Annotated in this window: 30 protein-coding genes, 1 tRNA gene and 2 pseudogenes; 15 read left to right on the forward strand and 18 right to left on the reverse strand. The window is 59.7% G+C overall.

What is annotated here, in order from left to right; translation table 11 throughout:
• The first annotated feature begins 3 nt into the window (after positions 1–3).
• From AArcS_RS05290 to rtcA, 3 genes are all read left to right on the forward strand, one after another.
• Positions 4–483: a DUF456 domain-containing protein gene (locus AArcS_RS05290; RefSeq protein WP_238479442.1), complete on the forward strand. Its 480-nt coding sequence runs from the start codon at positions 4–6 to the stop codon at positions 481–483.
• A gap of 146 nt (positions 484–629) precedes the next feature.
• The gene (locus AArcS_RS05295; RefSeq protein WP_238479443.1) at positions 630–2,354 is read left to right on the forward strand and encodes an alpha-amylase domain-containing protein; all 1,725 of its coding nucleotides are present in this window, start codon (positions 630–632) and stop codon (positions 2,352–2,354) included.
• 66 nt (positions 2,355–2,420) lie between these two features.
• A complete protein-coding gene (gene rtcA, locus AArcS_RS05300) occupies positions 2,421–3,467 on the forward strand; it encodes an RNA 3'-terminal phosphate cyclase (RefSeq protein ID WP_238479444.1) in 1,047 nt (348 codons plus the stop codon).
• Here rtcA and AArcS_RS05305 read toward each other — a convergent pair whose 3' ends face one another.
• Complete coding sequence (locus AArcS_RS05305; RefSeq protein ID WP_238479445.1) at positions 3,468–4,823, reverse strand: MFS transporter; 1,356 nt, start codon at positions 4,821–4,823, stop codon at positions 3,468–3,470.
• A gap of 209 nt (positions 4,824–5,032) precedes the next feature.
• Entirely contained in the window at positions 5,033–7,087 is a 2,055-nt protein-coding gene (gene nasA, locus AArcS_RS05310; protein ID WP_238479446.1) for an assimilatory nitrate reductase NasA, read from the reverse strand.
• A gap of 237 nt (positions 7,088–7,324) precedes the next feature.
• On the opposite strand from nasA, the pseudogene AArcS_RS05315 reads away from it, so the two are divergent.
• The 6 genes and pseudogenes from AArcS_RS05315 to AArcS_RS05340 all read left to right on the forward strand — a co-directional run.
• Positions 7,325–7,651 (forward strand): annotated as a pseudogene (locus AArcS_RS05315) (ferredoxin--nitrite reductase); the annotation flags it as partial.
• 173 nt (positions 7,652–7,824) lie between these two features.
• Positions 7,825–8,790 carry an acetamidase/formamidase family protein gene (locus AArcS_RS05320; RefSeq protein ID WP_238479447.1) on the forward strand — a complete coding sequence of 322 codons (966 nt, stop codon included), beginning with the start codon at positions 7,825–7,827 and terminating at the stop codon, positions 8,788–8,790.
• A gap of 136 nt (positions 8,791–8,926) precedes the next feature.
• Positions 8,927–10,033: a helix-turn-helix domain-containing protein gene (locus tag AArcS_RS05325; protein WP_238479448.1), complete on the forward strand. Its 1,107-nt coding sequence runs from the start codon at positions 8,927–8,929 to the stop codon at positions 10,031–10,033.
• A 41-nt stretch (positions 10,034–10,074) separates the two neighbouring features.
• Positions 10,075–10,398: a HalOD1 output domain-containing protein gene (locus tag AArcS_RS05330; RefSeq protein WP_238479449.1), complete on the forward strand. Its 324-nt coding sequence runs from the start codon at positions 10,075–10,077 to the stop codon at positions 10,396–10,398.
• A 201-nt stretch (positions 10,399–10,599) separates the two neighbouring features.
• Positions 10,600–10,812 (forward strand): hypothetical protein, encoded by a 213-nt coding sequence (locus AArcS_RS05335; RefSeq protein ID WP_375139635.1) that lies wholly within the window; start codon positions 10,600–10,602, stop codon positions 10,810–10,812.
• Positions 10,813–11,085, forward strand: a complete 273-nt coding sequence (locus AArcS_RS05340) for a winged helix-turn-helix domain-containing protein (protein WP_238479450.1) — start codon at positions 10,813–10,815, stop codon at positions 11,083–11,085.
• Between the two features lie 38 nt (positions 11,086–11,123).
• Here the strand turns inward: AArcS_RS05340 and AArcS_RS05345 are convergent, their stop codons facing one another.
• Genes AArcS_RS05345 through AArcS_RS05355 form a run of 3 tightly spaced genes read right to left on the reverse strand, consistent with a single transcriptional unit; the run spans position 11,124 to position 12,700 of the window.
• Complete coding sequence (locus AArcS_RS05345) at positions 11,124–11,624, reverse strand: type IV pilin domain-containing protein (RefSeq protein WP_238479451.1); 501 nt, start codon at positions 11,622–11,624, stop codon at positions 11,124–11,126.
• 32 nt (positions 11,625–11,656) lie between these two features.
• Entirely contained in the window at positions 11,657–12,241 is a 585-nt protein-coding gene (locus AArcS_RS05350) for a type IV pilin domain-containing protein (RefSeq protein ID WP_238479452.1), read from the reverse strand.
• A complete protein-coding gene (locus AArcS_RS05355) occupies positions 12,242–12,700 on the reverse strand; it encodes a type IV pilin domain-containing protein (RefSeq protein WP_238479453.1) in 459 nt (152 codons plus the stop codon).
• A gap of 223 nt (positions 12,701–12,923) precedes the next feature.
• Here AArcS_RS05355 and AArcS_RS05360 point away from each other — a divergent pair, with 223 nt between their 5' ends.
• Positions 12,924–13,724 carry a hypothetical protein gene (locus tag AArcS_RS05360; RefSeq protein WP_238479454.1) on the forward strand — a complete coding sequence of 267 codons (801 nt, stop codon included), beginning with the start codon at positions 12,924–12,926 and terminating at the stop codon, positions 13,722–13,724.
• A gap of 130 nt (positions 13,725–13,854) precedes the next feature.
• On the opposite strand, the gene AArcS_RS05365 is transcribed toward AArcS_RS05360, so the two are convergent.
• Positions 13,855–14,313, reverse strand: coding sequence for a hypothetical protein (locus AArcS_RS05365; protein ID WP_238479455.1), 459 nt, complete (start codon positions 14,311–14,313; stop codon positions 13,855–13,857).
• A gap of 206 nt (positions 14,314–14,519) precedes the next feature.
• Here AArcS_RS05365 and AArcS_RS05370 point away from each other — a divergent pair, with 206 nt between their 5' ends.
• Positions 14,520–15,107, forward strand: coding sequence for a tyrosine-type recombinase/integrase (locus AArcS_RS05370; protein ID WP_238479456.1), 588 nt, complete (start codon positions 14,520–14,522; stop codon positions 15,105–15,107).
• 1 nt (position 15,108) lies between these two features.
• On the opposite strand, the gene AArcS_RS05375 is transcribed toward AArcS_RS05370, so the two are convergent.
• Positions 15,109–15,600, reverse strand: a complete 492-nt coding sequence (locus AArcS_RS05375; RefSeq protein WP_238479457.1) for an AN1-type zinc finger domain-containing protein — start codon at positions 15,598–15,600, stop codon at positions 15,109–15,111.
• A gap of 120 nt (positions 15,601–15,720) precedes the next feature.
• Between AArcS_RS05375 and AArcS_RS05380 the strand changes: the two genes are divergently transcribed.
• On the forward strand, positions 15,721–16,029 hold the full coding sequence (locus AArcS_RS05380; RefSeq protein ID WP_238479458.1) for a hypothetical protein: 309 nt from the start codon (positions 15,721–15,723) through the stop codon (positions 16,027–16,029).
• 109 nt (positions 16,030–16,138) lie between these two features.
• Here the strand turns inward: AArcS_RS05380 and AArcS_RS05385 are convergent, their stop codons facing one another.
• The 4 genes and pseudogenes from AArcS_RS05385 to AArcS_RS05390 form a co-directional block, all read right to left on the reverse strand.
• A complete protein-coding gene (locus AArcS_RS05385; RefSeq protein WP_238479459.1) occupies positions 16,139–16,522 on the reverse strand; it encodes a hypothetical protein in 384 nt (127 codons plus the stop codon).
• Between the two features lie 41 nt (positions 16,523–16,563).
• Positions 16,564–16,692: a DUF8053 family protein gene (locus tag AArcS_RS16035; protein ID WP_510627377.1), complete on the reverse strand. Its 129-nt coding sequence runs from the start codon at positions 16,690–16,692 to the stop codon at positions 16,564–16,566.
• Positions 16,682–16,885: pseudogene (locus tag AArcS_RS15910) on the reverse strand (DUF7563 family protein); the annotation flags it as partial. The gene AArcS_RS16035 and the pseudogene AArcS_RS15910, both read right to left, overlap by 11 nt.
• A 157-nt stretch (positions 16,886–17,042) precedes the next feature.
• Positions 17,043–17,113: transfer RNA gene (locus tag AArcS_RS05390), tRNA-Pro, on the reverse strand.
• A gap of 137 nt (positions 17,114–17,250) precedes the next feature.
• Between AArcS_RS05390 and AArcS_RS05395 the strand changes: the two genes are divergently transcribed.
• Positions 17,251–19,578: a disk-shape morphogenesis protein volactin gene (locus AArcS_RS05395; RefSeq protein WP_238479460.1), complete on the forward strand. Its 2,328-nt coding sequence runs from the start codon at positions 17,251–17,253 to the stop codon at positions 19,576–19,578.
• 3 nt (positions 19,579–19,581) lie between these two features.
• Here AArcS_RS05395 and AArcS_RS16040 read toward each other — a convergent pair whose 3' ends face one another.
• The 5 genes from AArcS_RS16040 to AArcS_RS05415 form a co-directional block, all read right to left on the reverse strand.
• Positions 19,582–19,734 (reverse strand): zinc-ribbon domain-containing protein, encoded by a 153-nt coding sequence (locus AArcS_RS16040; protein WP_510627373.1) that lies wholly within the window; start codon positions 19,732–19,734, stop codon positions 19,582–19,584.
• A 122-nt stretch (positions 19,735–19,856) separates the two neighbouring features.
• Entirely contained in the window at positions 19,857–20,387 is a 531-nt protein-coding gene (locus AArcS_RS05400) for a 50S ribosomal protein L16 (protein WP_238479076.1), read from the reverse strand.
• 60 nt (positions 20,388–20,447) lie between these two features.
• Positions 20,448–21,173: a guanosine phosphorylase gene (locus AArcS_RS05405; RefSeq protein WP_238479461.1), complete on the reverse strand. Its 726-nt coding sequence runs from the start codon at positions 21,171–21,173 to the stop codon at positions 20,448–20,450.
• 91 nt (positions 21,174–21,264) lie between these two features.
• Positions 21,265–21,720, reverse strand: coding sequence for a hypothetical protein (locus AArcS_RS05410; RefSeq protein WP_238479462.1), 456 nt, complete (start codon positions 21,718–21,720; stop codon positions 21,265–21,267).
• Positions 21,721–21,762: 42 nt separating this feature from the next.
• Positions 21,763–22,653: an ATP-dependent ribose-1-phosphate kinase gene (locus AArcS_RS05415; protein WP_238479463.1), complete on the reverse strand. Its 891-nt coding sequence runs from the start codon at positions 22,651–22,653 to the stop codon at positions 21,763–21,765.
• A 119-nt stretch (positions 22,654–22,772) separates the two neighbouring features.
• Here AArcS_RS05415 and AArcS_RS05420 point away from each other — a divergent pair, with 119 nt between their 5' ends.
• Positions 22,773–23,348 (forward strand): hypothetical protein, encoded by a 576-nt coding sequence (locus AArcS_RS05420; protein ID WP_238479464.1) that lies wholly within the window; start codon positions 22,773–22,775, stop codon positions 23,346–23,348.
• A gap of 7 nt (positions 23,349–23,355) precedes the next feature.
• Here the strand turns inward: AArcS_RS05420 and AArcS_RS05425 are convergent, their stop codons facing one another.
• Together AArcS_RS05425 and AArcS_RS05430 are read right to left on the reverse strand one after the other, a co-directional pair.
• Entirely contained in the window at positions 23,356–24,180 is an 825-nt protein-coding gene (locus tag AArcS_RS05425; protein WP_238479465.1) for a DUF63 family protein, read from the reverse strand.
• Between the two features lie 39 nt (positions 24,181–24,219).
• Positions 24,220–25,233 carry a ribose 1,5-bisphosphate isomerase gene (locus AArcS_RS05430; RefSeq protein WP_375139649.1) on the reverse strand — a complete coding sequence of 338 codons (1,014 nt, stop codon included), beginning with the start codon at positions 25,231–25,233 and terminating at the stop codon, positions 24,220–24,222.
• Between the two features lie 88 nt (positions 25,234–25,321).
• Here AArcS_RS05430 and deoC point away from each other — a divergent pair, with 88 nt between their 5' ends.
• Complete coding sequence (deoC, locus tag AArcS_RS05435) at positions 25,322–25,969, forward strand: deoxyribose-phosphate aldolase (protein ID WP_238479467.1); 648 nt, start codon at positions 25,322–25,324, stop codon at positions 25,967–25,969.
• Position 25,970 lies beyond the last annotated feature (1 nt).

Here is a 25,970-nt window from a genome sequence, read left to right on the forward strand (position 1 = left end):
TGTATGGTCGATCTTGCCTTTGCTGTCGCCGTCACCCTGTTGATTGCGGGCATCGTCGGCAGCGTCGTCCCGATGATTCCTGGCCCCCTTCTTTCGATTCTGGGGATTGTCGGCTACTGGTGGTCGACGGGCTACGCTGAGCCCGGGACCGTCGTTCTCGTGGGATTGATCCTCGTTGCACTACTGGCGTTCGTCGTCGAGTTCGTCGCGAGTGCGCTTTCGGCCCGGGCGGGCGGCGCGTCGTGGCGGGTAACCGGAATCGCGGGCGTCGCAGGAATTGCGTTGCTCTTTCTCACGGGACCACTGTTGATGATCGTTGGCGTGAGTCTACTCGTCTTCCTGCTGGAGCTACGTCGCCACGACGACGTTTCACGGGGGCTGAAGGCTGCCACGTACACCACTATCGGGATCTTCGGGTCAACGGTAGCGCAGGTGCTGTTGACGTTTCTGGTGCTGGTCGGATTCGTCCTCGCGGTCGTGTGAGTTACCCCCATAGTCACTGATGAGAAACGGAGAGGGGCTTTCCCGAGTGTTGGTAAAATAACTAATTACACTAGATGTTCCTTTTTATTATATATTATATATCACGTAGGGAAAGTATTATGTAATAGTCAATCATTCTCGATGTCATGGTGTCACACACACCGGACATCACCTCGACTACACGGCGAAACGTGCTGAAATGGCTCGGCCTGACAACCGCGACAGCAGCGACTGGAACGACGTTTGCTGGATCGGCCGCGGCGGTCGACAGCCAGCCAGACGAGGGGGGTGAACCCGTTCTGTACCAGTACTTCCATACCGAGTGGGGCGAGATCGAATCCGACCTCGATAGGCTCGCCGAGATCGGCGTCGACGGGATCTGGGTACCCCAACCCGCCGTCGGAAAACTCGACTGGGAAGATCAGACGACCGAGGATCAGGAGGGGTTCTACGGCGAGGAACACCCCTATTTCGGGACGCTCGAACCGCACCCACCGCTTGGCTATCAGCCAGTCGATCTGGAGGATTTCGACTCTCCACACGGAAGCGAGTGGGAGCTCGAATCGATGATCGACACGGCCCACGATCACGACATAGACGTCATCGTCGATGTGGTACTGAACCACATGTCGACCAACAATGGACCCGACGGGGAGGTCTCACTCCCGCAGTTCGACCGCGACGAACACTTCCACGACTACGGCACGATCGGCGACGATTGCGAACTCGACGGCGACGAGGAAACCTACGAGTGCGATCTGCTCGGCCTCCCGACACTCGACATCGGGAACGATCACGTCCAGTCCGTTCACGTCGACTACCTCGAACGGATCGCCGATCTCGGCGCTGACGGCCTGCGGATCGACGCCGCTGGACACGTCTGGCCGTGGTACTTCGAGTACGAGATCAATCCGCTGGCCGACGACCTCGACCTCTGGCGCGTCGGCGAGATCTGGGACGGCGACCTCGACACGGTCATGGAGTTCGCCGACACCGGGATGAACGTCTTCGACTTCCCGCTGTTCTACGCGATGGAGGATGCCTTCGAGAACGGCGATATGACCGCGCTTGACGCGGACGACGCACCCGGCGTCGTCCACAACAACCCGTGGGCGGCTGTTACTTTCGCGCAGAACCACGATGTGAGTGGCCCCGGTGTCGGCCCCGACGATCCAGAGGGAATCGAGATGGATCTGGCCCACGCGTACCTCCTCTCGTACGCGGGCGTCCCGATGCTCTTTTTCACGAAAGAGGGTGGCAGCGATATCGACGACCCAGAACTGCAGGATCTGATCTGGGTCAAACGAAACCTGGCGACGGGTGAGCCCATCGATCGTTACATCGACGAGGATCTGTACATCTATGAGCGCGAGGAGAACCTGCTCGCCGGGCTCAACAACAACAGCTGGGAGGATCGAAGCGAGTGGGTCGAGACCTCGTGGGTTAACGAGACGCTGGTCGATTACACCGGCAACGGCGGGAATGTCACGACCAACGACGACGGCTGGGTCGAGATCAGCGTACCCTCGGAGAGCTGGGTCATGTACGCTCCCGATGGGCAAGGAGGACCTGACGATGGCGATGACGACGACAGCGACGACGGAAACGGCGAAGTCACGTTCAGCGTCGACGTCGATGTCGACTACGGGGAGTCGGTCTACTTCACCGGCGATACCGACGAACTCACCAACTGGGGCGGCGGTGTCGAGGGAACACACTCGGACGGCAGCTGGGAGCTAACGATCGACGATCCGGGGACCTTCGAGTGGAAGACCCGCCTGGGTCCGAGCGGAGAAAGCGGCGAAGAGTGGGAACAGGGGGACAATCACGATCAGGACGATCTCAGTCCCACACACCAGGGCTGGGAGTAACTCACGCCGACGACAGCGGTTGCGAGGACTCACACCGTTTTTGATGAATCGGCACGTATCCCTCTCATGCTCGATATCGACGGCTCCGATGGCGGGGGACAGATCGTCCGCTCCTCGCTCGCGCTCTCCATGCTTACTGACACGCCAGTTCGTATCGAGAACGTGCGGGGAAACCGGCCGGATCCTGGCCTGAAACACCAGCACCGCGGTGCAGTCGAACTCGCCGCCGAAGTCGGGGACGCCGACGTGACTGGCGCGGAGCTCGGCGCGACGACCCTGACCTTCGATCCCGGAGACGTCTCGGGTGGCAACTACGAGACGACGATCGGTACGGCCGGGAGCATCACGCTAGTGTTCGACACGGTACTCCCGCTCGCTACCGTGATCGACGAGCCGCTATCGGTCACGGTTGGCGGCGGAACCGACGTGAAGTGGTCGCCGTCGCTCGATTACTACCGGCGGGTGAAGCTTCCGTTCCTCCGGCAGTGCGGACTTCAGGCAGTGATCGACCCGGCACGGCGCGGATTCTATCCCACAGGCGGCGGGAGAGCACGGCTCCGTACTGCGCCGTCAACGCTTGCGCCGATCCGGGCGACCGATCGGGGTGAGCGCCGTCACATTCGGATCTACTCGGTCGCCTCGGAGCACCTCGACGACGCCGACGTAGCACCGCGACAGGCGAGGACAGTGGCCCAGGAGCTTCCGACGGAGGCGTCGGTCACTGAGCGCGTCTCGACGGTTGCGACCACGGATTCACCTGGATCAGCGATCGTCGTCGCTGCGACGTACGAAAATGGATGCGGGGGGTTCACAGCCTTCGGCGAGCGCGGAAAACCCGCAGAAGAGGTCGGTTCGGACGCCGCGGCGTCACTCCGGCAGTTCGATCGGAGCGGGGCTGCCATTGACGAACACCTCGCAGATCAGCTACTGCTCCCGATGGCGATCGGCGGTGGGCGTATATCGATCCCACGGGTGACAGACCATGTCGAATCGAGCGTTGAACTGTTAGAGCAGTTCGGGATCGAGTGTCGAGTAGACGACGTTGGAGCATCGACGATAGTGAGTATTGATGAACCGATTTCGGGACAAAATAAGACGGGCTCGCGTCGTTGATCAGTCGTCCGAGGGAATCTCTTTCGGAGACCGCGGGTCAGTACTGACGAGGAAGCCAGCCTCGTTGGCGACTTCCGAGATCCTCGGCTGGAACACCCACGCAGTCAGTACGATAATCGGTATCATCGACGCTCCAACGATGGCGTAGCCGACGTGGTAGTTCGGCAAGAATGCAGCCGAGAATGCAAGTGGGTAGACGACCCCACCCACGGTGCCGACGCCGCCGACGATCCCCGCGACTGAGCCGGAGTTATTGGGGAACATCGCGGGCACCTGTGCGAAGATCGCGCCTTCGGAGAAGGCACATCCCATTCCGACGAAGAAGCCAGCGACAACCGCGAGGTAGATGTTTCCAGTGAGCCCTGCGATGGTCATCCCGAACATCGTTAGCATGACGAACACGAGCGTCGTGAACGTCCACTGATTTCGATATTCGCCCTCGAACCAGGGGAGTATATCCATCTCTTTACGTGCGACGAGGTCGCTGACGTAGCCGCCGATCGGACGCAACAGGCCAGCAGCGATCGAGAACGTCGCTGCGAACGTCGCCGCGATGACGATGTCGCCCTGTCCGAACGCCTCGCGGTAGTAAGTCCCAAGCCAACCGTTCATCGCCAGTTCGAGACCAAAGGTCATGATGTATGCGACCGAGAGTACGACCGCGCCGTAGCGAGTCGCTATGAACTTCCATTGCACCCAGCTAATTCCGGCTCTGGTCGCCTCGCGTTTTTTCTCGGACTTTGCGGCATCCCCAAAGACGTAGTAGACGATCCCGAGTACAATGGCCAGCAGGCCGGTGTAAAAGAAGGCAGCCCGCCAGTTCGAAGACGTCGCGAGGAACGCCGAGCCGAAGATCGGGTCGGTGTACCCCTCGCCAAAGATCCGGGGAAGCGTGAAGTACGCGCCCAGACCGGCTCCGGCGTTACCGACACCGGCGAAGATACCCTCTGCAGTCCCGAGATTCTCCTCTTCGAACCACTCGGCGACGTGCTGGATGCCGATCACGAAGGTGATGCCAGCCAGCGAGGCGATGATCCGCGATACCGTAAACACCTCGTAGCTCTGTGCGAACGCGCTGATGATCGCGAACGTTCCCACGGTCACTAGCGTCACGCTTGCAGTCACGTCTGCACCGAACCTGTCGGTTAGCGGTCCGATAATGATCCGACCAACCGGTACGGCGACGATCGCCGCGCTGGCAACGATCCCCAGATCAGCGACCGAAAGCCCGAATTCCCGGGCAATCTCGCCAGTGAACGGGGCAAAGGAAAACCAGATGACGAACCCGAGGTTGAACATCGCCGTCGCCAGCAGCAGGTTCCGGTACTTCCCGTACAGTAATGACGTGAGCTTCATGGGCTATCTCCCTCGCGTCGGCAGCTTGCTTCTTCCTCGGTATCGTATATTTTTCTGGTCAGAATCCGTTCGGTATGAGAGTTCCGACTCTCGGGTTGACTTCCTGGCTTCCAGAGAGCGACAGGTAAACTCCTGTACCGAGCTGTCGAACATACCCGTGGGCAGAGAAATAGGCAAACTGCCCTCAAAGACGAATCCGATACGGACTCTCAGTTGTCAGCTGGTGCACGCAATCTAACAGCACACTGTTTGAAGTTCGGTTCGTCGGACTCCGGATCGACGGTCGGGAGCGTGAGCGTATTGACCGCCGGATGATGGATCGGCAGCCAGATCACGCCCTCCGGGATGCCCTCGTCCGGCTGGACCGAGACTGTCACTGACGCCCGGCGCGAGGCGACGACGGTCTCCCCGCGCTCGAAGGCCTCGCTGTGGCTCATCGTCGTCTCCGGATGGATTCGTGCGACCGGTAGGTCTGTGGTCTCCTCTCCACGGGTTCGGACGCCGGTGTTGTACGCGTCGGATTCTCGTCCGGTGGTCAGCGTCAGCGGATACTGTTCGTCGACCGGCTCTGCGAGCCCGCGGTGCATACCGATCGAGAACTGTGCTCGTCCCGGGTCGGTCGGGAAACTCCAGCCGTCCCCGGAGTAGTACCGATAGCCGCCTTGCGACTCAGATCCGGGAGCGGGCCAGCGAACTGCCAGTTCGCGCTCCAGACGCTCGTACGTGATCCCGGAAAGGTCTGCGGGCGTATCCTCCGTCAGCTTTCGAAACTCCTCGTACGCCGATTCAGGTTCGAGAACCGGTCGCTCGAACAGGTCGTCGTCGAGCCGGTGGCCGATGGTCGCGATGATGTCGATGTCCTGACGTACTTTCGAGGGTGTTTCGGTCGCTGCTCGAACCCGCGAGACGGTCCGCTCCATGTTGGTGACGGTTCCCTCCGATTCCCCCCACGTCGCTGCGGGAAGCACCACGTCCGCGAGTTCTGCGGTCTCGGTCATGAACGCGTCCTGGACGACCAGGAACGTTTCGGAGAGCGTCTCTTTGACCCGGTCGGCATCGGGCATTCCCGCAACGGGGTTTGTTGCCACCGTCCAGCAAGCCTCGGGAGTACCCTCGGCCAGTGCATCGACGATGCCGACCGGCCCGGGACCCGGATCATCCGGCAGGCGGCCGACGGGCACGCCCCACGTCTCGGCCACCGTCTCGCGATGGTCCGGCGCGTCGAATGGCCGGTGGCCGGGCCACGTCCCCTTCGAGGAACAGAGCCGGGTTCCCATGGAGTTGGCCTGTCCGGTCAGCGAGAACGGCCCGCTTCCCGGGCGGAGATTACCGGTTGCCAGACAGAGGTCGATGAGCGCCCGTGCCGTGGCGGTTCCCTGCACGCTCTGGTTGACCCCCATCCCCCAGTAGACGAGTGTCGAATCCTCGAACGCTGCTGCGACACGCTCGATCGTCTCGACTGACACCCCTGCGGTGGCCGCAGCGCTCTCCACGGTTGGCAGTTCTTCGCGCAATCTGTCGAAGCCGACCGTCGCCGACTCGATGAACGAGTCGTCGATTGCGTCGTCCTCGACGAGCTGGGCAAGTACGGCCCGGGCGAAGGCAAGGTCCGTCCCCGGCTCCAGCTGGACGTGCTTGTCCGCATCGTCGACGGTTTCGCTCGCGACAGGGTCGACGACGATCATCTGGCTGTCGTCATCCGCAGCGCTGTCGACGATCCAGCGATACATGACCGGATGAGCCGCTGCCGGGTTCGCTCCCCAGATGAGGTGTGTCTTCGCCTCGGGGATGTCATCGTAGGTCGGCGGGGGCGCATCGCTCCCGAACGCCTGATAGTATGCGGTTACCGCTGAAGCCATACACAGCGTCGTATTGGCGTCGTAGTACCGGGTTCCGAAGCCGCCACGGGCCAGTTTCCCCAGTGCGTAGGCCGCCTCGTTGGTCTGTTGGCCGCTCCCGAGAACCGCGACACCGTCCGGATTGCTGTCGAGCGCCGCGCGGAACCGCTCGACGACCACACCGAGTGCTGTATCCCAGCTGGTCGGCATCAGTCCGCCGTCGCTCCGAATCAGCGGTCGAGTTAACCGCTCTCCATTCGAATTCGCTGTTTCATTGACGCCACGCTGACAGGCCAGTCCATCGGTAACTGGGTGACTGGTATCCCCACGGACCGTCTCTAGTCCGAACCCGCTATCTGCCCCTCGTTGCAGAAGGCCACAGCCGACCGCACAGCGTAGACAGGTAGTCGGTATCCAGCGGCTCATCGTCTTTCTTGCCCATCACGATGGCTGCCCGCGTTGCTACTCGTACGACCGCAGGGGACACCAGCCGTGATTACATCGGCGTCTCGACGTATGACCCACCTCATTTCTCCTTTGGTCTTGTACGAATATTTGGAATTGCCTGTCATAACTGTTCCGGTAAACTCGTTTTTTAAAATATATCAAATATTCTTCGAAATAAGCACGCGTTCGTTCGTACGCCAACCAGTCAGAATCTCCGATCTGATTGAAGCGGTCGACCTCGGCGTCGGCGGGGGTATCGGCGAGGATCCATCGTTTGTCGAGTACATCAGACAGCGAATCCCTGCCGACGAGGCCCCCGGCGCGATCAAGAAGCTGGTCGAGGCGTTCGCAGCCCATCGCGAGCCCGGACAGGCCTTCCGCCAGTGGGTCGACGCCACGGGAGCGGAAGTACTCATCGAACTCAGCGAGCCCGAAGAGACGACCTACAAGGATCCGTGTCTGACCGACGCCAAGCAGTCCTGGTATCCGTTCGCTGACGAGGACGCAGAGGGTGCACGAGGTGCTGCATCCGCCGATGACTGACACGACTCCTGACGGGGCTGGCTCTGGTACTGCGTCCGAGAAACCAGTCCAGTCGGCGACGAACGAACACGTCTCGGCCGACGTCGCCCCCGAGCTGTTCTTGTAGTTGCCCCGCACCATCAATTCATTCGCCCAACAAGTTTATTTATTGCTGGTCGGTGTAGTGCTGCAATATGGACGAGGACGACAGGGCTACCGATCATCGTATCACACCCGAGGAAGACGGCGTTCATCATTCGTGGGACAACGATATTTCGCCTGTTTGTACGATCGAACCCGGTGACATCGTCGAGTTTTCGTGTCGTGATGCGACGAACGGACAGATCGACGCCGACTCGACTGTCGCCGACCTCGCTGGGCTGGATATCGAACAGGTCCACGCCCTGACCGGTCCGGTGGCTATCGAGGGGGCTACCCCCGGTGACGTGCTGGCCGTCGAGATCCTCGACGTCTCTCATCAGGGCTGGGGATACACTCTCGTTCTGCCGGGGGAGTTCGAACACGGTTTGCTGGCCGAGGAGTTCCCCGAACCGACGCTCCATATCTGGGACCTCCACGATGGCGTCGCTCGGTTCAATGACGGTATCGAGGTACCGATCAGTCCGTTTCCGGGGATCCTTGGCGTCGCACCGGCCGAGTCGGGATCGTTCGAGACGTTTCCCCCTCGTCCAACGGGCGGCAATATCGACATCAAACACCTCACTCCGGGGTCGACCGCGTACCTCCCTGTCGAAGTCGAGGACGCCTTGTTCAGCATCGGAGACTGTCACGCCGCACAGGGCGATGGCGAGGTCTGTGGGACTGGCATTGAAGCACCGATGTCGGTTACCTGTCGATTCGACGTCGAGACCGGGCGATCGATCGACGCGCCACAGTTTGAGACCGACGGGCCGTTTACGCCGAGTGGGCGTGACGAACGGATGTTCGGGACTACAGGTGTCGGCGACGACCTGTACACCGCGAGTGCAGACGCGGTTCGCGCGATGGTGGAGCATCTTCACGAAGAGCGGGGCCTCGCGCGCGAGCAGGCGTACGTACTCTGCTCTGCAGCCGTCGACCTGAAGATCAACCAGATCGTTAATGCACCGAACTGGACGGTCTCGGCGTACCTCCCGGAGCGAGTGTTCCGGGAAGAATGATCACAGAACCGCTCTGGCCAGAAGCTGTCGACAGCCCTCGCGGTCGACCGCCTTGCACCCCCGGTGAAACGCACTTGTACAGCGAACTCGTACCCCGATGTATCCGTAACCAAGGGCGGATGGCCAGGACGTTCGTATGACTGACACGCCACAGAACGCGTCTTTCGATGACGCCGCGCTCCCTGCTGATCTCGCTCGCCGGGTGTTCTTCGCGAGCCCGGTCGGCCTCACAGTGATCGAACGGAGCGGCGAAGTCGTGTTCGCAAACGACCGCGCAACGCAGATACTCAACACCACACGGGAGGAACTGGTCGGTCGGACCTATCATTCCCCGAAGTGGGACATATATCAGGGTGGTGTCCCCGTTTCGTCCGACAACCACCCAGTTACGCGTGTGTTCGAGACAGGTGAGCCGGAATACGGCTACGAACAGCGGATCAAGCCCCCTGACGGGTCTCAGCGCTGGCTCACACATAACGCGACCCCGCTGCTGGAGGATGGAGCGGTCGAGTACGTTGTCGTCGCGTTCGAGGACATCACGGAACTGAAACGTCGGGAGGAGCGGCTGAGCAGCCAGCATATGCAACGCGTCGAGTTCAGGGCCGACCGGTCGGCGGTACCGCGATCGCTCCGTGTCGAACACGGGGAACACCGGTTCGAGGTCGAATCCGTGGTCTCGCTACCCGACGGTGCGACGGTTCAGTACATGGGCACATCGGATCTGCCCGCAAGTGACTTCGTCACTGCCGTCGAGGAAGTGCCTCACTACGTCGACGTTCGTCTGCTCAGTACGATCGACGACTACAGTCGCATCGAGGCGCGTGCGGAGTCCGCGACGGTCGCGGAAGTCTTTCAGTCGCTCGGGGGACGCCCCCTCGACATCGTCGTGATGAAAGACGAGGTCCGATTTTCGGGTGTGCTTCCCGGAGATGTCGACTATCGACTGGCAGCGGACGGTATCGCGGAGTTTCACCCGGACATCGAGCTCGTCTCGGAGGAACTCGTCTACTCGCCGCATCTGCTGTACGATATCGTCGAATCTGCTCTCACAGACCGCCAGCTTGCGACTCTCGATGCGGCGTACTTTAGTGGCTACTTCGACTCGCCACGAACCAGCACCGGAGGGGAACTTGCAGAGCGCTTCGGCGTCACCCGGCAGACGTTCAACCAACATCTCCGAAAAGCTCAACAGGTGGTCTTTCGACATCTGTTCGAGAAATCAGCCATTGACGACACTGACTAGTCAGTCTCTGTCCTTATCGGGATCGGCCTTGTACCGGTTTCATGAGTAACGACATGATTCGCTCAGAATCACAATCCACACCATCTGACGACTCTCTGAACCAGACGACCATATCGTTCGACGAGACTGACGACCCGGCGAGTGAGATCGTTCTCAGTATCGTAGAGCACGTGGCCGACCTCACCGATGAGGACGTCACGGAGTTACCGCCCCTATACGACAGCGTCAACCCCGGTGCGCTGGCCGATCTGATGTCCACACCTCAGTCCGATGACCGCTCTGTCGACGTTTCATTCCGGTATCAGGGCTGTCGGGTTACAGTCTCAAGTGTCGGGGACGTTACGATAGAAGAGGAGTTACAATGAATCATGACCTGGCCCTCGAATATCACCGCTCCGAGGACGTGCATCGCACACACTGATCGCGAACGAAGTGGCCCGTAGTGCGGTTCATCACCCGATTCGCAGGTGATCGCTTCGGATCCAGTTAGGAGCAGTCGAGACGTAGGTCTGCGTACACAATGTAACATTGTGACATTATTTACAAAATCACAGTATCCTATCGTTATGCCGGCAAGTATCTACACTTCGCGACGGCTCCAGAAACTCAGCGAGCGTGGGCTCGTGAAGCCGCTGGGGAACGGCGTGTACGTGATCACCGAGCTGGGCGAGGGCTACCTCGACGGCGAGATCTCGACCTACGAGGACGAACCCGACGAGATCCGGGAGAACGGCGGGGAAGAGAACAACGACGGCGTTCCGTCGCCGTGGGGTATCTGAATGAACCGACAGAGCGCCTCCTGGATGAAACGCGAGGACGAACGGATCCTCGAATTTCTCGCGACCGAGGACATGGCCCCGGCGTCACTGATCGCAAACGAGGTCTTTCGGACGGTCTCGCCGGGCCACGTCAGCGAGCGACTGGCGAAGCTCGAACACGCCGGGCTGGTCCACCGCGCCGGAATGGATTCGTTCGATCTCACGTCCGAAGGCGAGCGGTATCTCGACGGCGACCTCGACGCCGAGTACCAGCCACGCCCGCGCCGGGTGTAAGCGTCGGTACGTGGGCTGGGAGAGAGAAAGAGAGCGCGTTATCGATCTTCGACTTCGTACTCGAACAGCGTCGCTGACGTGTCGGTGTCGGCGCTGTTCCAGATCACACTGATCTCGGTGCCAGGGTCTAACTGTTCTTCATCGCTTTCGTTGTCGAAATTCGCGTTATCATCGGCGATGAACCCGCCGTTGTCCGCGGCGATATAGAGCGAACTCTGTGACCGAAGCCCCTCGTCGGAGTCCGACCAGTCGGCACCCGTTTCGCTGACGGTCTCACCGTCAACGACGACCGAGATCGTGTCGAGGTCCTCGATCGTGTTCCCACTCATGTGGTACACGCGGACGAACTGATCGTGGTCCCCACCGTACTGTTCGGCATCAAAGCGCACGTCGGGTGATTCCTCAACGTCGCCCGCGCTCTGGTACAGGTCGATCGCGAAGATGCCGAGTACAGAGGCGAGGATTACGACTATCGCAACTAGTAGGATTGTTCCGATGACCGATGATTGAGCACAGTCATCTGAGAAAAAGTGTGACATAATTGGCCGTATGGGAATGGTCAGAGCCCAGTCTAATTGACTTCGTAATCGAACAACACTGATGAATCCCCGCCATCGTCTGACGTCCAGACTACACGTATCGTCTCACCTGATGACAACTCTGTAGCCTCGCTGGGAGAGGTAATTGAGTCTGCATCGTCATCGTACTGTACAGAGTCTCCCTCTTCTACAGGACCTGCTGAGGGATCATTATCATATAGTACGACAGTAGCGGTACTTCCGGCGGATATTTCTCCACTAGACCACAGTGCTTCTACACTGTCATCTGTTTCGGGGTCCCCACTAGGCTCAACGCCCCAAGCGGGGTTGCCATCTATTGTGATATCAATGTTTGAACTATCAATCGATTGTCCAGATTGGTGTTCAACTTCAACTACAGACAGGGAGGCAAAAGTTGTGTCATCATCATGTGAGAAGTCCTCTGTCGTTTGCGAGGCATCCCAACTAGCTTGTGGAACCGTTTGCTGTTCATCACCGATACCAATGACAAACGCACCAATTACAGCCGCGAGAATAACCGTTATCGCGACCATAAGGATGACACCGATAACCGGAGAAACAGCATTTTCATCAGAGTAAATATCACTGATGTTCATTTATCGAACCTCAAAGTCGTATAGAATAGAGGAGTCTCCTCCATCGTCAGACGTCCAGACGACACGGATGGTCTCATCTCCATCAAAGTCATCATCGTCATCAGTTATTGTATAAGTTGATCCTGCAGATATTGGATCACCGAATGAGTCTGTGGTAACATCCTCAAAGTCGTCCGCTGATTCCCCGTCTACAGTCACATCGACGTTATCTTCTGGAATTGACTCTCCACTCTCATGCGAGATGTCAATCACTACGTCGTCAGCGTCATCTGCTGTATTCTCTTGACTACTAGAGAAACTTGCCTGGGGAACTGTCTCTTGATCGCCACCAATACCAATCACGAACGCCCCAATCACAGCCGCGAGAATCACCGTTATCGCGACCATTAGGATGACGCCGATAACCGGCGAAACCGCGCGTTCGTCGCCGTCCGTTTCGAATACGTTTTTCAGATCCATAGTTTTCTTTGTTGTTTGCGCCGATATTCGGCCAAAGGATTAATATCGAACACCGGAGAGGTGTACGATGAGGCAAGGGGGCATTGAACCACTCCTCCTCGCCTTGTCCTTCCGCGTAGTATCGGCGTTACCTTTGGCAATACATTAATCCCTAATAAAGCTTGAGCCAAATATGATGAACTGTTACGTAATTAACACCTAATTACGATGTACCCGTAATAAAATGACAACTACGCTCTCCCCGAAATCGCTCGCCCGTACCTACGACGTTCGGAACCGAGCAGATGGCTGGGACGCCGTCGAGGACTACCAGCGATATCTCGAAGTCGCAGCCCAACATCCAGACAGTGGCTCCAGCGCGCTCTCGTCGAAACTAGAGATGCCGCGCGGCCGGATTCGCTCGTGGGAAAACGGCTCGAAGCCCGATCCCGCCCGCGCCGTCGAGGTCGCCGAAGAACGCGACTGGTTCGGCGGCCCCGACACCGACGAGTTCGCGGCGCTGAACCAGCTCGTCGCGTGGATCTTCAGCGGCGGGTCGATCAACGAGCGGGATCACTCGCCGTATTTCGCGCTGGGTCGGGACGGCGACGCCGAGCGAGTGACCGACGCGCTGGACCAGCTGGGGCTCGACTGGCGACGCGAGCGTGACGATCAGCCCGATCGGGCGACCGAGATCGTCCCCACGGAGCACGCCTCAATACTCGGGCGGGCGCTGTCGGTCCTCGGCGCACCGGTCGGCGACAAGAACGACCGCGCCGAGATCTCCCTGCCGGAGTATCTCGACGACGCCCCAGACGAGATCAGGGCGGACTTCGTCGACGTGTACCTCCGGAACCGGGCCCAAAGTCACGACGACAAGGGAACGCTGACACTCCGGGAAGAACGCGCCGATCGCTACCTCCAGGAACTCGCGGCGCTCATCGAGGACGTGGCCGGAGAGTCGGTGACGGTCTCGGACAAGAATGTGATCGTTTCGGCTGCGGCGGCCAACGCGCTGTACGGGAAGATTGATCGGCCATTCTGAGGTGTCCGGACATCTGGAGAAAGTCGGACTTTGTAGATCGGCCCTTACAGATTGTAGAGTAAGATTCTAAAATAGTCTGTAGGTGTTACAAAGCCTCGGCATGTGCCAATTGAATAAATAAATCAGCTATTCATTCGCCCCCTGCTATCACTTTTGATACTTGCTGCCCCAAGTGCTCTGCGTCCTCTGGTATTTGTATCTGTGTGTTTGATTGCTTAGTCACAATTTCAATCTTAGTTGATTCATCACCACCAAGTAGGATTATTGCGATCCCGACCAATCCCGCAATTCCAGCAATCAAACCAGGTAATCCCAAACTCCATCCAATAATTCCAACAGCAATTATACCAAGTCCAAAGGTTACAACCTCTTCATTCTCTCTAGATGTTTTAACTTTTGATCCCACGACATGCTCTCCAGATATGTTGACTGAATCCACCGATTTATTATTCTCGACTGTAGATATTGTGAGTACACGTTCATCAGTGACGACGTACGACTCGTTGTTATCTGCATATTTTCCGCGTACTGTTTCACCATCGGTAAGATAATCATCTAAGATTTCTTGATGATCATCTGGCAATCCCATGGCTATTATCCATAGTTAATAGTTGATAGTCCTACCGTTTCAATGTATATGAATGAAGTAGTAAAACAAATATAAGAACTGGCCACCAAAAACAGCGTCCGGAAAGTAGGAGAAAGTCGGACGGATCCCGCCCCGATCACGCCGGGTACCCCACCAAAAACGACATTACCCCCCGCGTTGCCGTCCGGGTTACAGGTTACTCGGACATGAATCTCAAAGCCCACGCCCAACGCGACGACATGAAGGTCTGGCTCAGCCAGTCCGAAGTGAACCAACTGATCGACCAGGCGGAGGGCACCCAGCAGCGGATCGCCTTCTCGCTCGGGGCTCGCTGCGGACTCCGCTCTCACGAGGTCCTCGATGCTGCCCCGGAGCACGTCGTCGACACTGACGCCGGAACGATGCTGCGGGTCTGGCACGGGAAAGGCGACCAGTACCGCGAAACGCCAGTCCCGCGAGATCTCGCGACGACCATCCGCACGATCGACGACGTGCGCGACCAGAGCGCCAGCTCGTCGCTGCTGGACATCACGTCGACGCGCTCACTTCGGCGCTGGATTCAGAACGCCGCCGATCGCCTCCAGGACGAAACCGGTGACGAGGGGTGGAACCATCTCGGCTTTCACGATCTCCGGCGGACCTGGGCGACAGCGCTCGCCAGCGCCGACGTCGACGCCCTACTGGTCTGCGACTGGGGCGGCTGGAACGATCTGGAGACGTTTCTGGAGCACTATCGCGGGACGTACTCGCCGGAGGCCCAACAGCGAGAACGAGGAAAGGTCGGCTGGCTGTGATCTACAATAGTATAAACAGGCCAACAGACGCACCCATCACTACCACTAAAACAAATATCCCGATCACTACCCAGGGCTGTATCCCGTCTTCCTCATCACTGTCGATATTTCGCGTCCGGTTCGCCAACGAATCAGGCTCAGGAGAGTTGTCGACCACTACTTCCGGTCCATCAGTCTGATCTATATCTGCCAGCTCCAGTCGACAATCTGGACAGTATGTCCGACTGGCGTCAATCGTCTCACCACAGCCTTCGCAGTCGGTTGTGTCTCGTTCCTCTCGTCGATCCACAGTCTGCCCCTCATCGGAGGATACACGCTGATGAGCTGCCTCTCCGTCGAAGTCCCTGAGCTCTGGCCCAAGCGTCTTTGCACTGCCGAGATATACGCAGTTGTGCCGTTCCGGCAACTGATGTTTATTACAGAACGTCCCATCGCAGTATCGACATGAGTAGTCGAACGAGGACGTTTCGCCGCAGATATCGCACGCAGCCATTACTGTTCGAATTTAGAACATTTTTGTAAATAACTTCCCCTCAAAGGGTCCACGATATACTACTTTCTACTCTCATCTTTCTAGAAGTAGCTTCAAGTATTTTCCAGATAACTCTCTGACATGAGCAATTGGAAACTCAAGCTGGAAACGCTGTGGATACGATTCCGGACAATTCTCTGGGTCGTGTTTTTATTTTCGTGTATAGGTGCTGTTCTCTTTGGGTTCTATCTGATAGCTCTGGGTCTTCAGTATGAGATCGCATTCGAGCTTACGGTTCTGGGAATAGAATTCACCCCCACAGAAGTCGGTGATATAATGCTGTATGCCGATGGTCAAGTAGCAATAGCAGGCACTGTTCTTGTCGTTGTATTCATCGGTATCGTGGCCAAGTTGACTGGTGGATTTAGCTCCCGTCCATTCTGGGTCTGATTTCTTGCCCAGTACTGAATCGGACCTGCAAATCTTCGACAACTTCGACGGTCCACTTCCCCGGCCCCTCGCGCTGGCGATACGCGAGTTGTTCCCGTTGTGATCTCATTCAGCGATGTTTCGAGTAGTATTCCCTCTTCGAATAGATGTACCAGAGGATCCCGAAATGATAGACTAACCCGAGTATGCTGAAATCGACGAGACTCAGGACCCCGCCGATCAGGAACAAGACGGACGAAAGGCTCCACGCCCACGGCTCTACTTTCCAGAGTCCATAGAGAGCGACGTACATTGCGATCATGTAGACTGTGGCCCCGATCAACGCGACGACCAAGAGACCCCCGAGTCCAATGACTTCGGTTGTGGGGCGTGATGCCTCCCGTAAAAAGTGGGAATACGTTTCATCCCCTATGTGCAGAAGAAACGGCAACATCAGCACGTAAAACACGCACAGTACCGTGATACCACGGGGTCTGGACCTGGAGGGCGGCATTAGTCGGAGTTCAGACTGGACGAAAATAATACTGTTGCTGCTTACAGACCCTCGACGACTTCAACGGTCCACTTCCCCGGCCCCTCCCGCCGGATATGCGCGTGCTGTTCGCCGTCGATCTCGCCGTCTTCGTTGATCAGCCCGTCGAGTCGGAGGTCGTCTTTCGGGATCGCTAACCGAGACCGCGACCCCGGCGGCGCTCCCGCGGCTCAGTCGGCGGCTGGTATCGCACTCTGGACAGCGGTGGGCGACGTGATCCTCGTCGCCGAACACCCGCCGGAAATCCTCTGAGACGTGGGCTCCACAGTTCCGGCAGGTGGCGGACTCGTCGCTCTCGGTGACGAGTTTCAACACGCCGACCACCCCCTTGTTTTGCGGCTGTTCGGGCGGTCTATAGCGCCAGTATTCGACCCATCCGAGTACCGGCAAGTATCTACACTTGCCAGCAAAGTAATAATGGCGATTTCAGGCGGTAGGCCTACCTGAGGCTGCCGACAATGACGTTTTTCAGAAAATGTAGTGGGACCGCCGAGAATTGAACTCGGGTCCTACGGACCCCATCCGCAGAGGATACCACTACCCCACGGTCCCAGTGCATTCGGATTGAGGAGGGTTCGCGTGTTAAGGGCTTCGTTTCGACGCGACCGCAGGACGTAGTGGCGGTAGCGTGTGGTAAGCCACCGACCAGCACAACACACATTACGGCCCCCTGAGAACCACGGACACGAATGACGATCGGACTCGATATCGACGACCGATTTACTGTCGTCGCGCGGGACGGTACAGCCCCGACGACAGAGCGGACGAACTTCGTCGAGCTACCGGACGATGAGATGGTGCTTGATATGCTGTCCAGCGGGGAGATTGAGTATGTCGAGCGCGACGGCGCGGTGTATGCAGTCGGCGATGCCGCGACCGACTTCGCGGGGATGTTCGACGCGCCAGTCGAATCATTGCTACGGGGCGGCATCCTGACCGGTGAGCGCGACGTCGACGCCGTGCTGGCCGAACGACTGATCAAGCAGGTCCTTGGAGCGGCCGAGGGCGAAGAGCGTGTGGTGTTCGCCGCGCCGTCCGAGCCGGTCGACCGGAACGTCGACATGCTGTTTCACCGCCGGACGATCCACGATCAACTGGCAGCGCTTGGCTACGAATCGGAGTCGATCACGCGCGCCAGCGCAGTAGGTTACGCAGGACTCGGCACTGACGCGCCGACCGGAGTAGCGGTGGTGCTTGGCACCGGGACGAGCGAGGCCTGTTTGCTCGACGGTGGGCGTCCAATCGTTCAGTTCGGCCTGGGTCGCGGCGGCAGCTGGATCGACCGACAGGTCGCCGATGCGACCGATCGTGATCCTAGCATGGTCGCCGACGAACGCGAGACGTACGATCTCACGGCCGGCGACGGCGACGTTCTCGGGATGTACTACGAGAACTTCCTCTCGTACGTCGTGGACGCGGTGGTCGAGCACACCGAGATTGACGGTGCGGCGCTGCCGGTCGTCGTTGCGGGTCCGGCGGCCCGACCAGCGGGCATCGGTGAGACGCTTTCCGAACTTCTCACCGAGGCCGATTCGTCATTCGCAATCGAGGATATCCACGTCCTCGACGATCCGGTGACTGCGGTCGCCCGCGGGGCTCGACTTGCGCCGGATGTCGAGCGATCGTCCGTGGAGACGGCCACAGCTGTCGAGTCGGGGAGCGCCAGCGAGGGGTCGACAACTCGGTCGGGCCAAGAGCCCGGCGAATTAGAAGTCGACAGATCGGACAGCAATCAAGCAGAGAACTCCGTCAAATCCGACCTCACCACGACAGTCGAAGCCCTCGACGAACGCATCGCGGACCTCCGCGAGTGCGTCGACACGTGGTCTGACCAGACCGCGATGTCTGATCTCGACGAGGCGGTCGACGGACTTGACGCCCGGGTCGCCGAGATAGAAGATGTGGAGCCCGCATCCCTGTCTTCGGAACTCAATGCGGTAGCCGACGATGTCGAGCATCTTCGAGAGCGCCTCGACGATCACGCAGAGCGACAGCAGTCCCTCGACAGTCGACTCGACGATACACCTGACAGCGACCTCGACGAAACCGTTGCAGATCTCGACGACGCGCTGTCGGCGCTTCGCGAGGAGGTCGACGGAATACGCTCACGAATCGAAGAGCTCGAAGCCGACGTGGCCGAGCCTGCAGACGAACTCCTCGATCGGATCGATGATATCGAGGCGACGCTCGACTCATGGGACGATCTGCGCTCGCAGGTAGCAGCACTCGACCAGACAGTTGTGACTACCGGAGACGACCTCGACAGCGCCGTCGAGCGGATCGAGGAACTCGAAACGCTCCTTGAGGACATCGAAACGCGAACGGATACCACGATCGATCGGATCGATGGGATCGGCTCTCGGCTCGACGTCGTTGAAGCCGACACCGACACGGTACGCGAACGGCTCTCGGAGATCGAGTCCCGGATCGGGAGCATCGAGCAGGAGGCGCCGTCAACCGACGGTCGCGTCGACGATCTCAACGAGACTGTCGACGAACAGGCTGGACGAATTGCGGCAGTGGAGTCGTCGAACGAAGCGATAGACGAGCGCATCGAGTCGGTAGAGGAGTCAGTCGCGGCCGTCAAGGAGCTCTCAGACTCCCTCGACGACACTAGCGAACGACTTGACTCGCTCCAGACCTCGCTCGGGGAGGTGGACCGGCGGATCACGAAGCTGGAGACAGTCGACGAGCGTGTCGGTGAACTGGAGGGCACACTCGACGAGATGGAAACTCAATGCGACGACGATGTCGATGCACTTCGGTCTGACCTGAACGAGTTACAGTTACAGGTCGAGTCGGTGACCGACGTGGATGACGGCCCGAGCGAGGACGAAGTCCGTGAGATCGCTAGCGATGTCGCTCACGAGCGCGTGCTCGCTCCTGCTCTCGGAGGTGCTGGGGCGTTCGGTCTTCTCGCCGCTGGCGGCGCAGCCATAGCTGACGCGCTCGTGCTGGCAGCCGTATTTGGGGCACTGGCGATCGTCTGTTTCGGCGGTCTCGTGATTGCACGGTAATACTTATATCTCGTAGGTTACGAGATCACTGCTTCCGCATGCCGGACAGGTTAGATCCGTCGGATCGAGCGTCGTACCGCACTGTCGGCATTCACAGAAGAGGTCATGGTTCCGAGCTGTACGCAACGTCCCAACCATTCGGCCAAGCATCGACATCAATTGTCACGTGGTTCCAACACATGATCACCCACCGATTAGTTATGCGATCGATTACGCAAGAGATAGCTCTGTAAGGGAAGGGTTACTGCTACTATTTCGCAAAAAAACGCCGACCGATCTCAGGCGACGAGTTGCTCTTCGCCACGCTCGACGACGATCCGGCACGGCGGCGAGAGCTTGTTGTAGGACCGTCGGAAGGCTTCTTTGACCTCGGCGGCCTGATCGACGTCACACCAGGCGGTGAAGATGCGGTCCCCCTCGGGAATCCGGGCGGCGGTCCCCACGATCTTGCCGAACGACTGGCGCATCCCGTCGGAGACACGGTCGGCTCCTGCGCCGGTTGCCTGTTTGTTCTCACGCAGGACCTGGTGAGGGAACTTCCGCAGGGTCATCTTGTAGTTGCCCTCGCCGAACTCCTTGATGAGGTGGCGATTCGCGGACAGACGGGCACTTTCGAGCGCGCCGTGGCGGAGCTGGACGGCTTCCTCGGTGACCAGACTGATCTGGACGGGGTAGTCATCGGGATCGGCCTGCAGGTCGCCCATCTGATGCTGAGCGATCTTCGAGCCGGGAATGCCCCCCATATACTCGCGGCGCGTGTAGGAGGGCTTGTCTATCTGCCGATACATAGAGGCGGGTTTCTCGGACATGGTTGTTACGGCAACGAACGGCCAGTGCAGGGATAAGGGCTTCGATACCCGGAGAACGGTCTACAGCGACGTCGCAGCGTCGAGCGAGATCGTGATCGCGCGCTCGACGTTGTTTTTCGCTTTTTCAGGGAGTTCGTCGTCGTCGGTCTCGCCTTTCTGAGTGCCCTCGACGAGGTTACCGTCGACGGTACAGATCGCCCCCGCGGAGAGCCCCTTCCGCCGGGCAAGGGTAAAGATCGCAGCAGCCTCCATTTCGACGGCGAGGACACCCGCCGACTCCCATGCTTCGACGTACTCCTCGGTCTCGGCGTAGAAGGCGTCGTCCGTGGCGACGGGGCCGATGTGGACGTCCTCGTCGTTCGCTTCCGCGCCGTCGACGAGTGCCGAGAGCACATCGTACTCGGGGACTGCTGGCACGGTTTCCGATTCGTAGCGCCCGGTGGTCCCCTCGTCTTTGGCTGCTCCAGTGGCGACGACCATGTCACCGATCTCGATGCCCGACTGGAGTGCACCGGTCGTCCCGACACGGATGAACGTCTCGACGCCGACCGCGGCGAGTTCTTCGACAGCAATTGCGGCAGAGGGCGAGCCGATTCCGGTCGAACAGATCGTCACGGGTGTGCCGTCGTACTCTGCGTTGATGAGTTTGTACTCGCGGTTTTCCGCAACGGTTTCGACGTTTTCACACTGACCTGCAATCCGATCGACACGGCCCGGATCGCCCGGAAGGAGCGCGATATCGGTCAGGTCGCCCGGTTCGACGAGCAGGTGAGGCTGTTTTGCCATACCCGTTGTTCGGGGAAGGCCGTCAAAAAACGCGCGCTCTTGCGGTGGATGGACTATGCGGCACCAAGTAGGTGTAACTATGCGGCTCCACTTACACGACGAGCGCGAGCGATGGGACGAGAACCATCAGTACCAGCCCGTACAGGAACGCGGTCGAGAGCAGTTGGATCTTCAGCAAGCGGGTACGACGGAGTTCAAGCTCGACATCGGGAAGAACGAGCCGGGTGAACAGGAAGTAGATCACGGACGTGACGGTCGCTGCTGCGGCAACGGGCGGAATCAACCATGTGATCCCACTTGCGGCGACGAGCAGGTGTGCGATGCCAAAGACCACACCGAGAAATCCTGCCGCGAGAACGTATGCAGCCAGTGCCTGTAGCAGGGAAACCTCCTCGATCGACCAGCCGCGTCGCCGCGCCGCCAGCACGTAGGCGGGTGTCAGCCCTTCGCTCATGAAATACAGCAGCGGAAGCACGGCGACGGCAGCGATAAGCGCGCCTGCAAGCGAGAGCCAGAGCGTCATAAACGGTGCGCCGAGTCCGAGCATATTCATACCAGGGGCAGGGGATACTAAACTCGTCCGAAGTCTTCACCCTCTGGTTGGTCGTGAGTTGCCATCCAAAAGTCGTTCGACTGCCTCTCGCGTCGGGGTCGTCCTGGCCCCCTGTTGCTCCGCTGCGAGCGCCCCGCAGGCGTTACCGACCGCCAGGCATCGGTTGACATCGTCGCCGTCGAGCCATTCTGTGAGAAACCCGGCAGCAAACGCGTCTCCCGCGCCGCTCGTGTCGACCGGATCGACACCGAACCCCCTGTGATGGTACTCCTCCTCGCCCGCGAGGGCCAGTGCCCCCTCGCTTCCTTGCTTGACGACGAGCGTGCAGTCCGCCCGTAGTTCCGGCTCCAGTTCACCCACGACACTGGCCTCGCGGTCGTTACAGAACACCAGATCGGCGAGCGAGAGCGCGCCCGAAAAGTCTCGGTGTGGGAGCCGCCGACCAGGATCGAAGCTTACGGTTCCATCACCTGCACGTGCGAGTTCAGCCAGCCGACGCGCCGTTGCGGGACGCTGGCTCGTCAGGTGAAGGTGATCGATCCCGTCGAGCCGAGCAGGGTCGATGTCCGCCGGTCCCACCGCTTCGTTGCAGCCGTCGTTTCCCAGCACCGCTACGGTGCCATTCGTGGCGATCAGGAGGTACTTAACCGCAGTCGTTCCTCCCTCGATCTCCCGGAGTGCGGATAGATCAACGCCGCGCTGGTCCAGTTCGTCACGAACCAGCTGACCGTGCTCGTCGTCGCCGACGCTTCCGAGAACTCCCGCGTCGATGTCGAGACTCGACAGCGCGACCGCCGTGTTCGCGGCGCTCCCCCCGCCGCCGCTCGACTGGGCGCGGATCCGGGACTCACCGTCCGGCTCCGGCAGCTCGTCCACCCGGAGCGTGACGTCCCAGTTGACGTGGCCAGCACTCAATACGCGGATCATGGATCATCGTGGTTGTGGGGACTGTTCATATGCACACAGTATGACTGCGGCGAGAAATAAGTCCTCTCGCTGGTCCGAACTGACACAAAGTACTTGTCGACGAGAGAGAGGGTTTCGATATGGAACGTCGACAGGTGTTGCTCGGCAGTGGAGCCACAATCTCTGTGGGGATCACTGGCTGTCTCGACGGTGTTCTGGGCGCTGGCGATGACACACCACCGCCCGCCTCCGGTACGTTCGAGTACGAAACACAAAATATCGGGGACGAACCGGGTCTGAGTAGCTCAATGGTGTATGAATCGGTGGGAGGCATCGACATATTTACCGCCGCCGAGAGGGCCTTTGAGGAATTACCGTTTGACGACCCCCAGTGGTCGGAGCGAGATGTTGCCGAGACGTTCATAGAGGAGACGGCGTTTGATCAGGAGTTCCTGATCTACGTGATTTCGTCATGGCCCAGACACAATCATACGGAGATCGAGTTTCGGGACGTGCAGGTAACAGGAGCAACCGTGACGGGAACCGTACGGGCGATTGGTGACGATGCCGAAGAAGGCGACGCAACTCCGAAGTCACCCGCAGGGTTGATCCGTGCGTCCGTCGGGGGCAACTGGCCGGATGCCGTAGAGTTCACGGTCATCGATGGCCACGGTTACCAGGAGGGGGTACGTCTCGACTGGGGCGAGACGCAATAACGACTACTTATCCGCCAATCGTGAACAGCAGCAAGTTGTTGAACGCCGGGCCGAGCCCGACTGCAGCGACGACCGCCAGCATAAGGCGGGCGAACACGGGGTCGTCCTTGACGAACTCGCGGAACAGGACGACGATGGCCGCCGCCAGCCCGACCTTGACGAGGACGAACAGCCAGCCAGCGCCGAGTAGTTCGGCGGTCGGCAGCAGTTCGCCAGCTTCCAGGATATATCGCGACAGCGGCGTCCGTTCGTGGGCTCCGAGGAGATCGTACCCGACCGCCGTCGTGACGCCGTCGAACGCGTGCCCGGCGACCACGAGAGCCCCCGCTGGCCCGGTGACTGCGGCGGATTCGGTGAAGACCACGCTGATCGCGATCCAGACTGCGCCAGTGACGACCACCGAGACGACGACGGCGATCACCGGCCAGAACGGCGAGAACGTCCCCGCACCGATCCCCTGATAGATCGAGAGGATACCGAACGTGATCGCAACTGCCGTGCCGATCACACCCAGCCGGCGGTCTGCGGAGCCGTGCGGTCGAATTTCCGCTACGAGTTCCGCGACCGCCCACGCTAGCCCAGTGACGATCGCCAGTGTCAGATAGACGCCGGGTGCCTCGAACAGCGGTGCGATCGCCGGGGGATACGTCCCTAGCTGTTCGAGTCCGTGGAGCATCCCACCGGTCGCCATCCACGGTGCTAACGCCGCCACGGTCCAGTTCGTCACTGGGGGCCGGAGCAGATAGAGCAGCCCGGCGACGCCGATCGACCCGACGAGCAACCCGACCAGATACGGTAGCGGCGGGATTGCGAGGCCCTCGGGGAGTACCATATTCCCAACACCGGACCGGAACTGGTGAAAAGCTTACGATTACTCATCCCTCGAAACAATCTCTGCCGGGGGTTCCCACGGTCGCTCGACGCTCTCGCCGAACAGCTCCCGCATCAGCGTGACGATGCTCTCGGGCGGGAACTGACCCCGTTCTGTCACGATCGCGTCGACGTATCGCGGCGGCGTCACGTCGAAGGCCGGGTTGTCGACGGCGAGCGGAGGCAAATCACCTGCCGTCTGAACCTCCTCTATCGCAGCACGTTCATCGGGTCCGAGTACTTCTGTCTCCGCCCGCTGTTCGATCTCGACCGTCGATCCCGTCAGCGTGTCCGGGTGGAGTTTGATCGTCGCCGCGGCGACCATGATCTGGGAACCCTGCTCGCGTGCGAGCACTGCTAGCCCACTCGTTCCAACCTTGTTGATCACCGAGCCGTCTGCAGCAATGCTGTCGGCCCCGACGACCACGTGATCGACGTCCGGGAGGTGTCGTCGGGCCGCGCTGTCCACGATCAGTGTTACCGGCACGCCCATCTCCCGGAGCTCCCTCGCGGCGATATGGCCCTGATTCCGTGGGCGCGTCTCCTTGACGATTGCACTGATTTCTTTGCCGTCCGCGACTGCTGCTTCGACACAGGCGAGCGCGTCGGTCGAGTGACAGTGTGTCATCACCGTATCACCGTCCTGGAGCCGGTTCGCTCCGATCTCGCCGAGCTTTGCCTGTGCGGCTTCGACGTCCGTATGAAATGTCGTGGCTCGATCGACGACAGTTGCTTCGAGTTCCTTTACCGAGTCGGCATCGAGATCCCGTAGCACGTATCGGAGCGCGTTCGCCAAACTCACCGCAGTCGGTCGGGTGTCGTGGAGCAACCGGGCAGCGTCGGCGAGTTCAGCACGTAGCCCTGTGGGACTATCTGCCTGGCTTTCGATAGCCTGGGTCGCCAGCGCGTCGGCGGCGGCAGTCGCAATCGCGACGGCACCCCTCGTCTCCATCCGCGCGATATCGTTCGCCGTCTCCCCGACCGCCTCGACGAGTCGCTCGTCAGCCATACCCATGAGATACGCCCCCATGAAACAAAAACGATCCGACGCCCCGGATCCGGTCGACAGCCCGTTTTTTGATCCCCCGTCCCCGATTCGACGTATGGAGTACCCCGAGTTTCCCGCACGCATCGATCACACAGTACTCGGCCCGGAAACGACCAGCTCGGACGTCTATCAGGTCCTCGACGAGGCCCAAGAGTACGGAATGAACGCCTGTATCCCCCACTGTTACGTCGCCGAGGCGGTCGAGTACGCACCTCCGGTTCGACTGGTTACAGTGGTTGGCTTCCCACACGGTCAGACTGCGACCGAAACCAAGGTTCGGGCAGCGACGAGTGCGGTTGCCAGCGGAGCCGACGAAATAGACGTCGTCGCTAACATCGGCCGCTTCAAACATGGCGAGGAAGAGGCGGTCCTCGACGAGTTGCACGAGATCGTCGCCGCTGTCAGCGAGCCTGTCAAGGTCATCATCGAGACGGCTCTGCTCACTGACGAGGAACGCGATCGGCTCTCGGAACTGGCCGTCGAGGCCGATGCCGACTACCTGAAAACATCGACCGGGTTCGCGTCCGGCGGCGCGACGATTCCCGACGTCGAGGCGATGAGCGAGTACCTGCCGGTCAAAGCGAGTGGCGGTATCGGGAGCTACGAGACAGCACTCGAATTCGTCGACGCGGGCGCTGAACGGATCGGCGCGAGTAACGGGGAGAAAATCGCCGCCGAGTACCGCGAGTCGGCGGGTCAGTAGC

It is taken from the genome of Natranaeroarchaeum sulfidigenes (genome assembly GCF_017094485.1).
Lineage (GTDB): Archaea > Halobacteriota > Halobacteria > Halobacteriales > Natronoarchaeaceae > Natranaeroarchaeum > Natranaeroarchaeum sulfidigenes.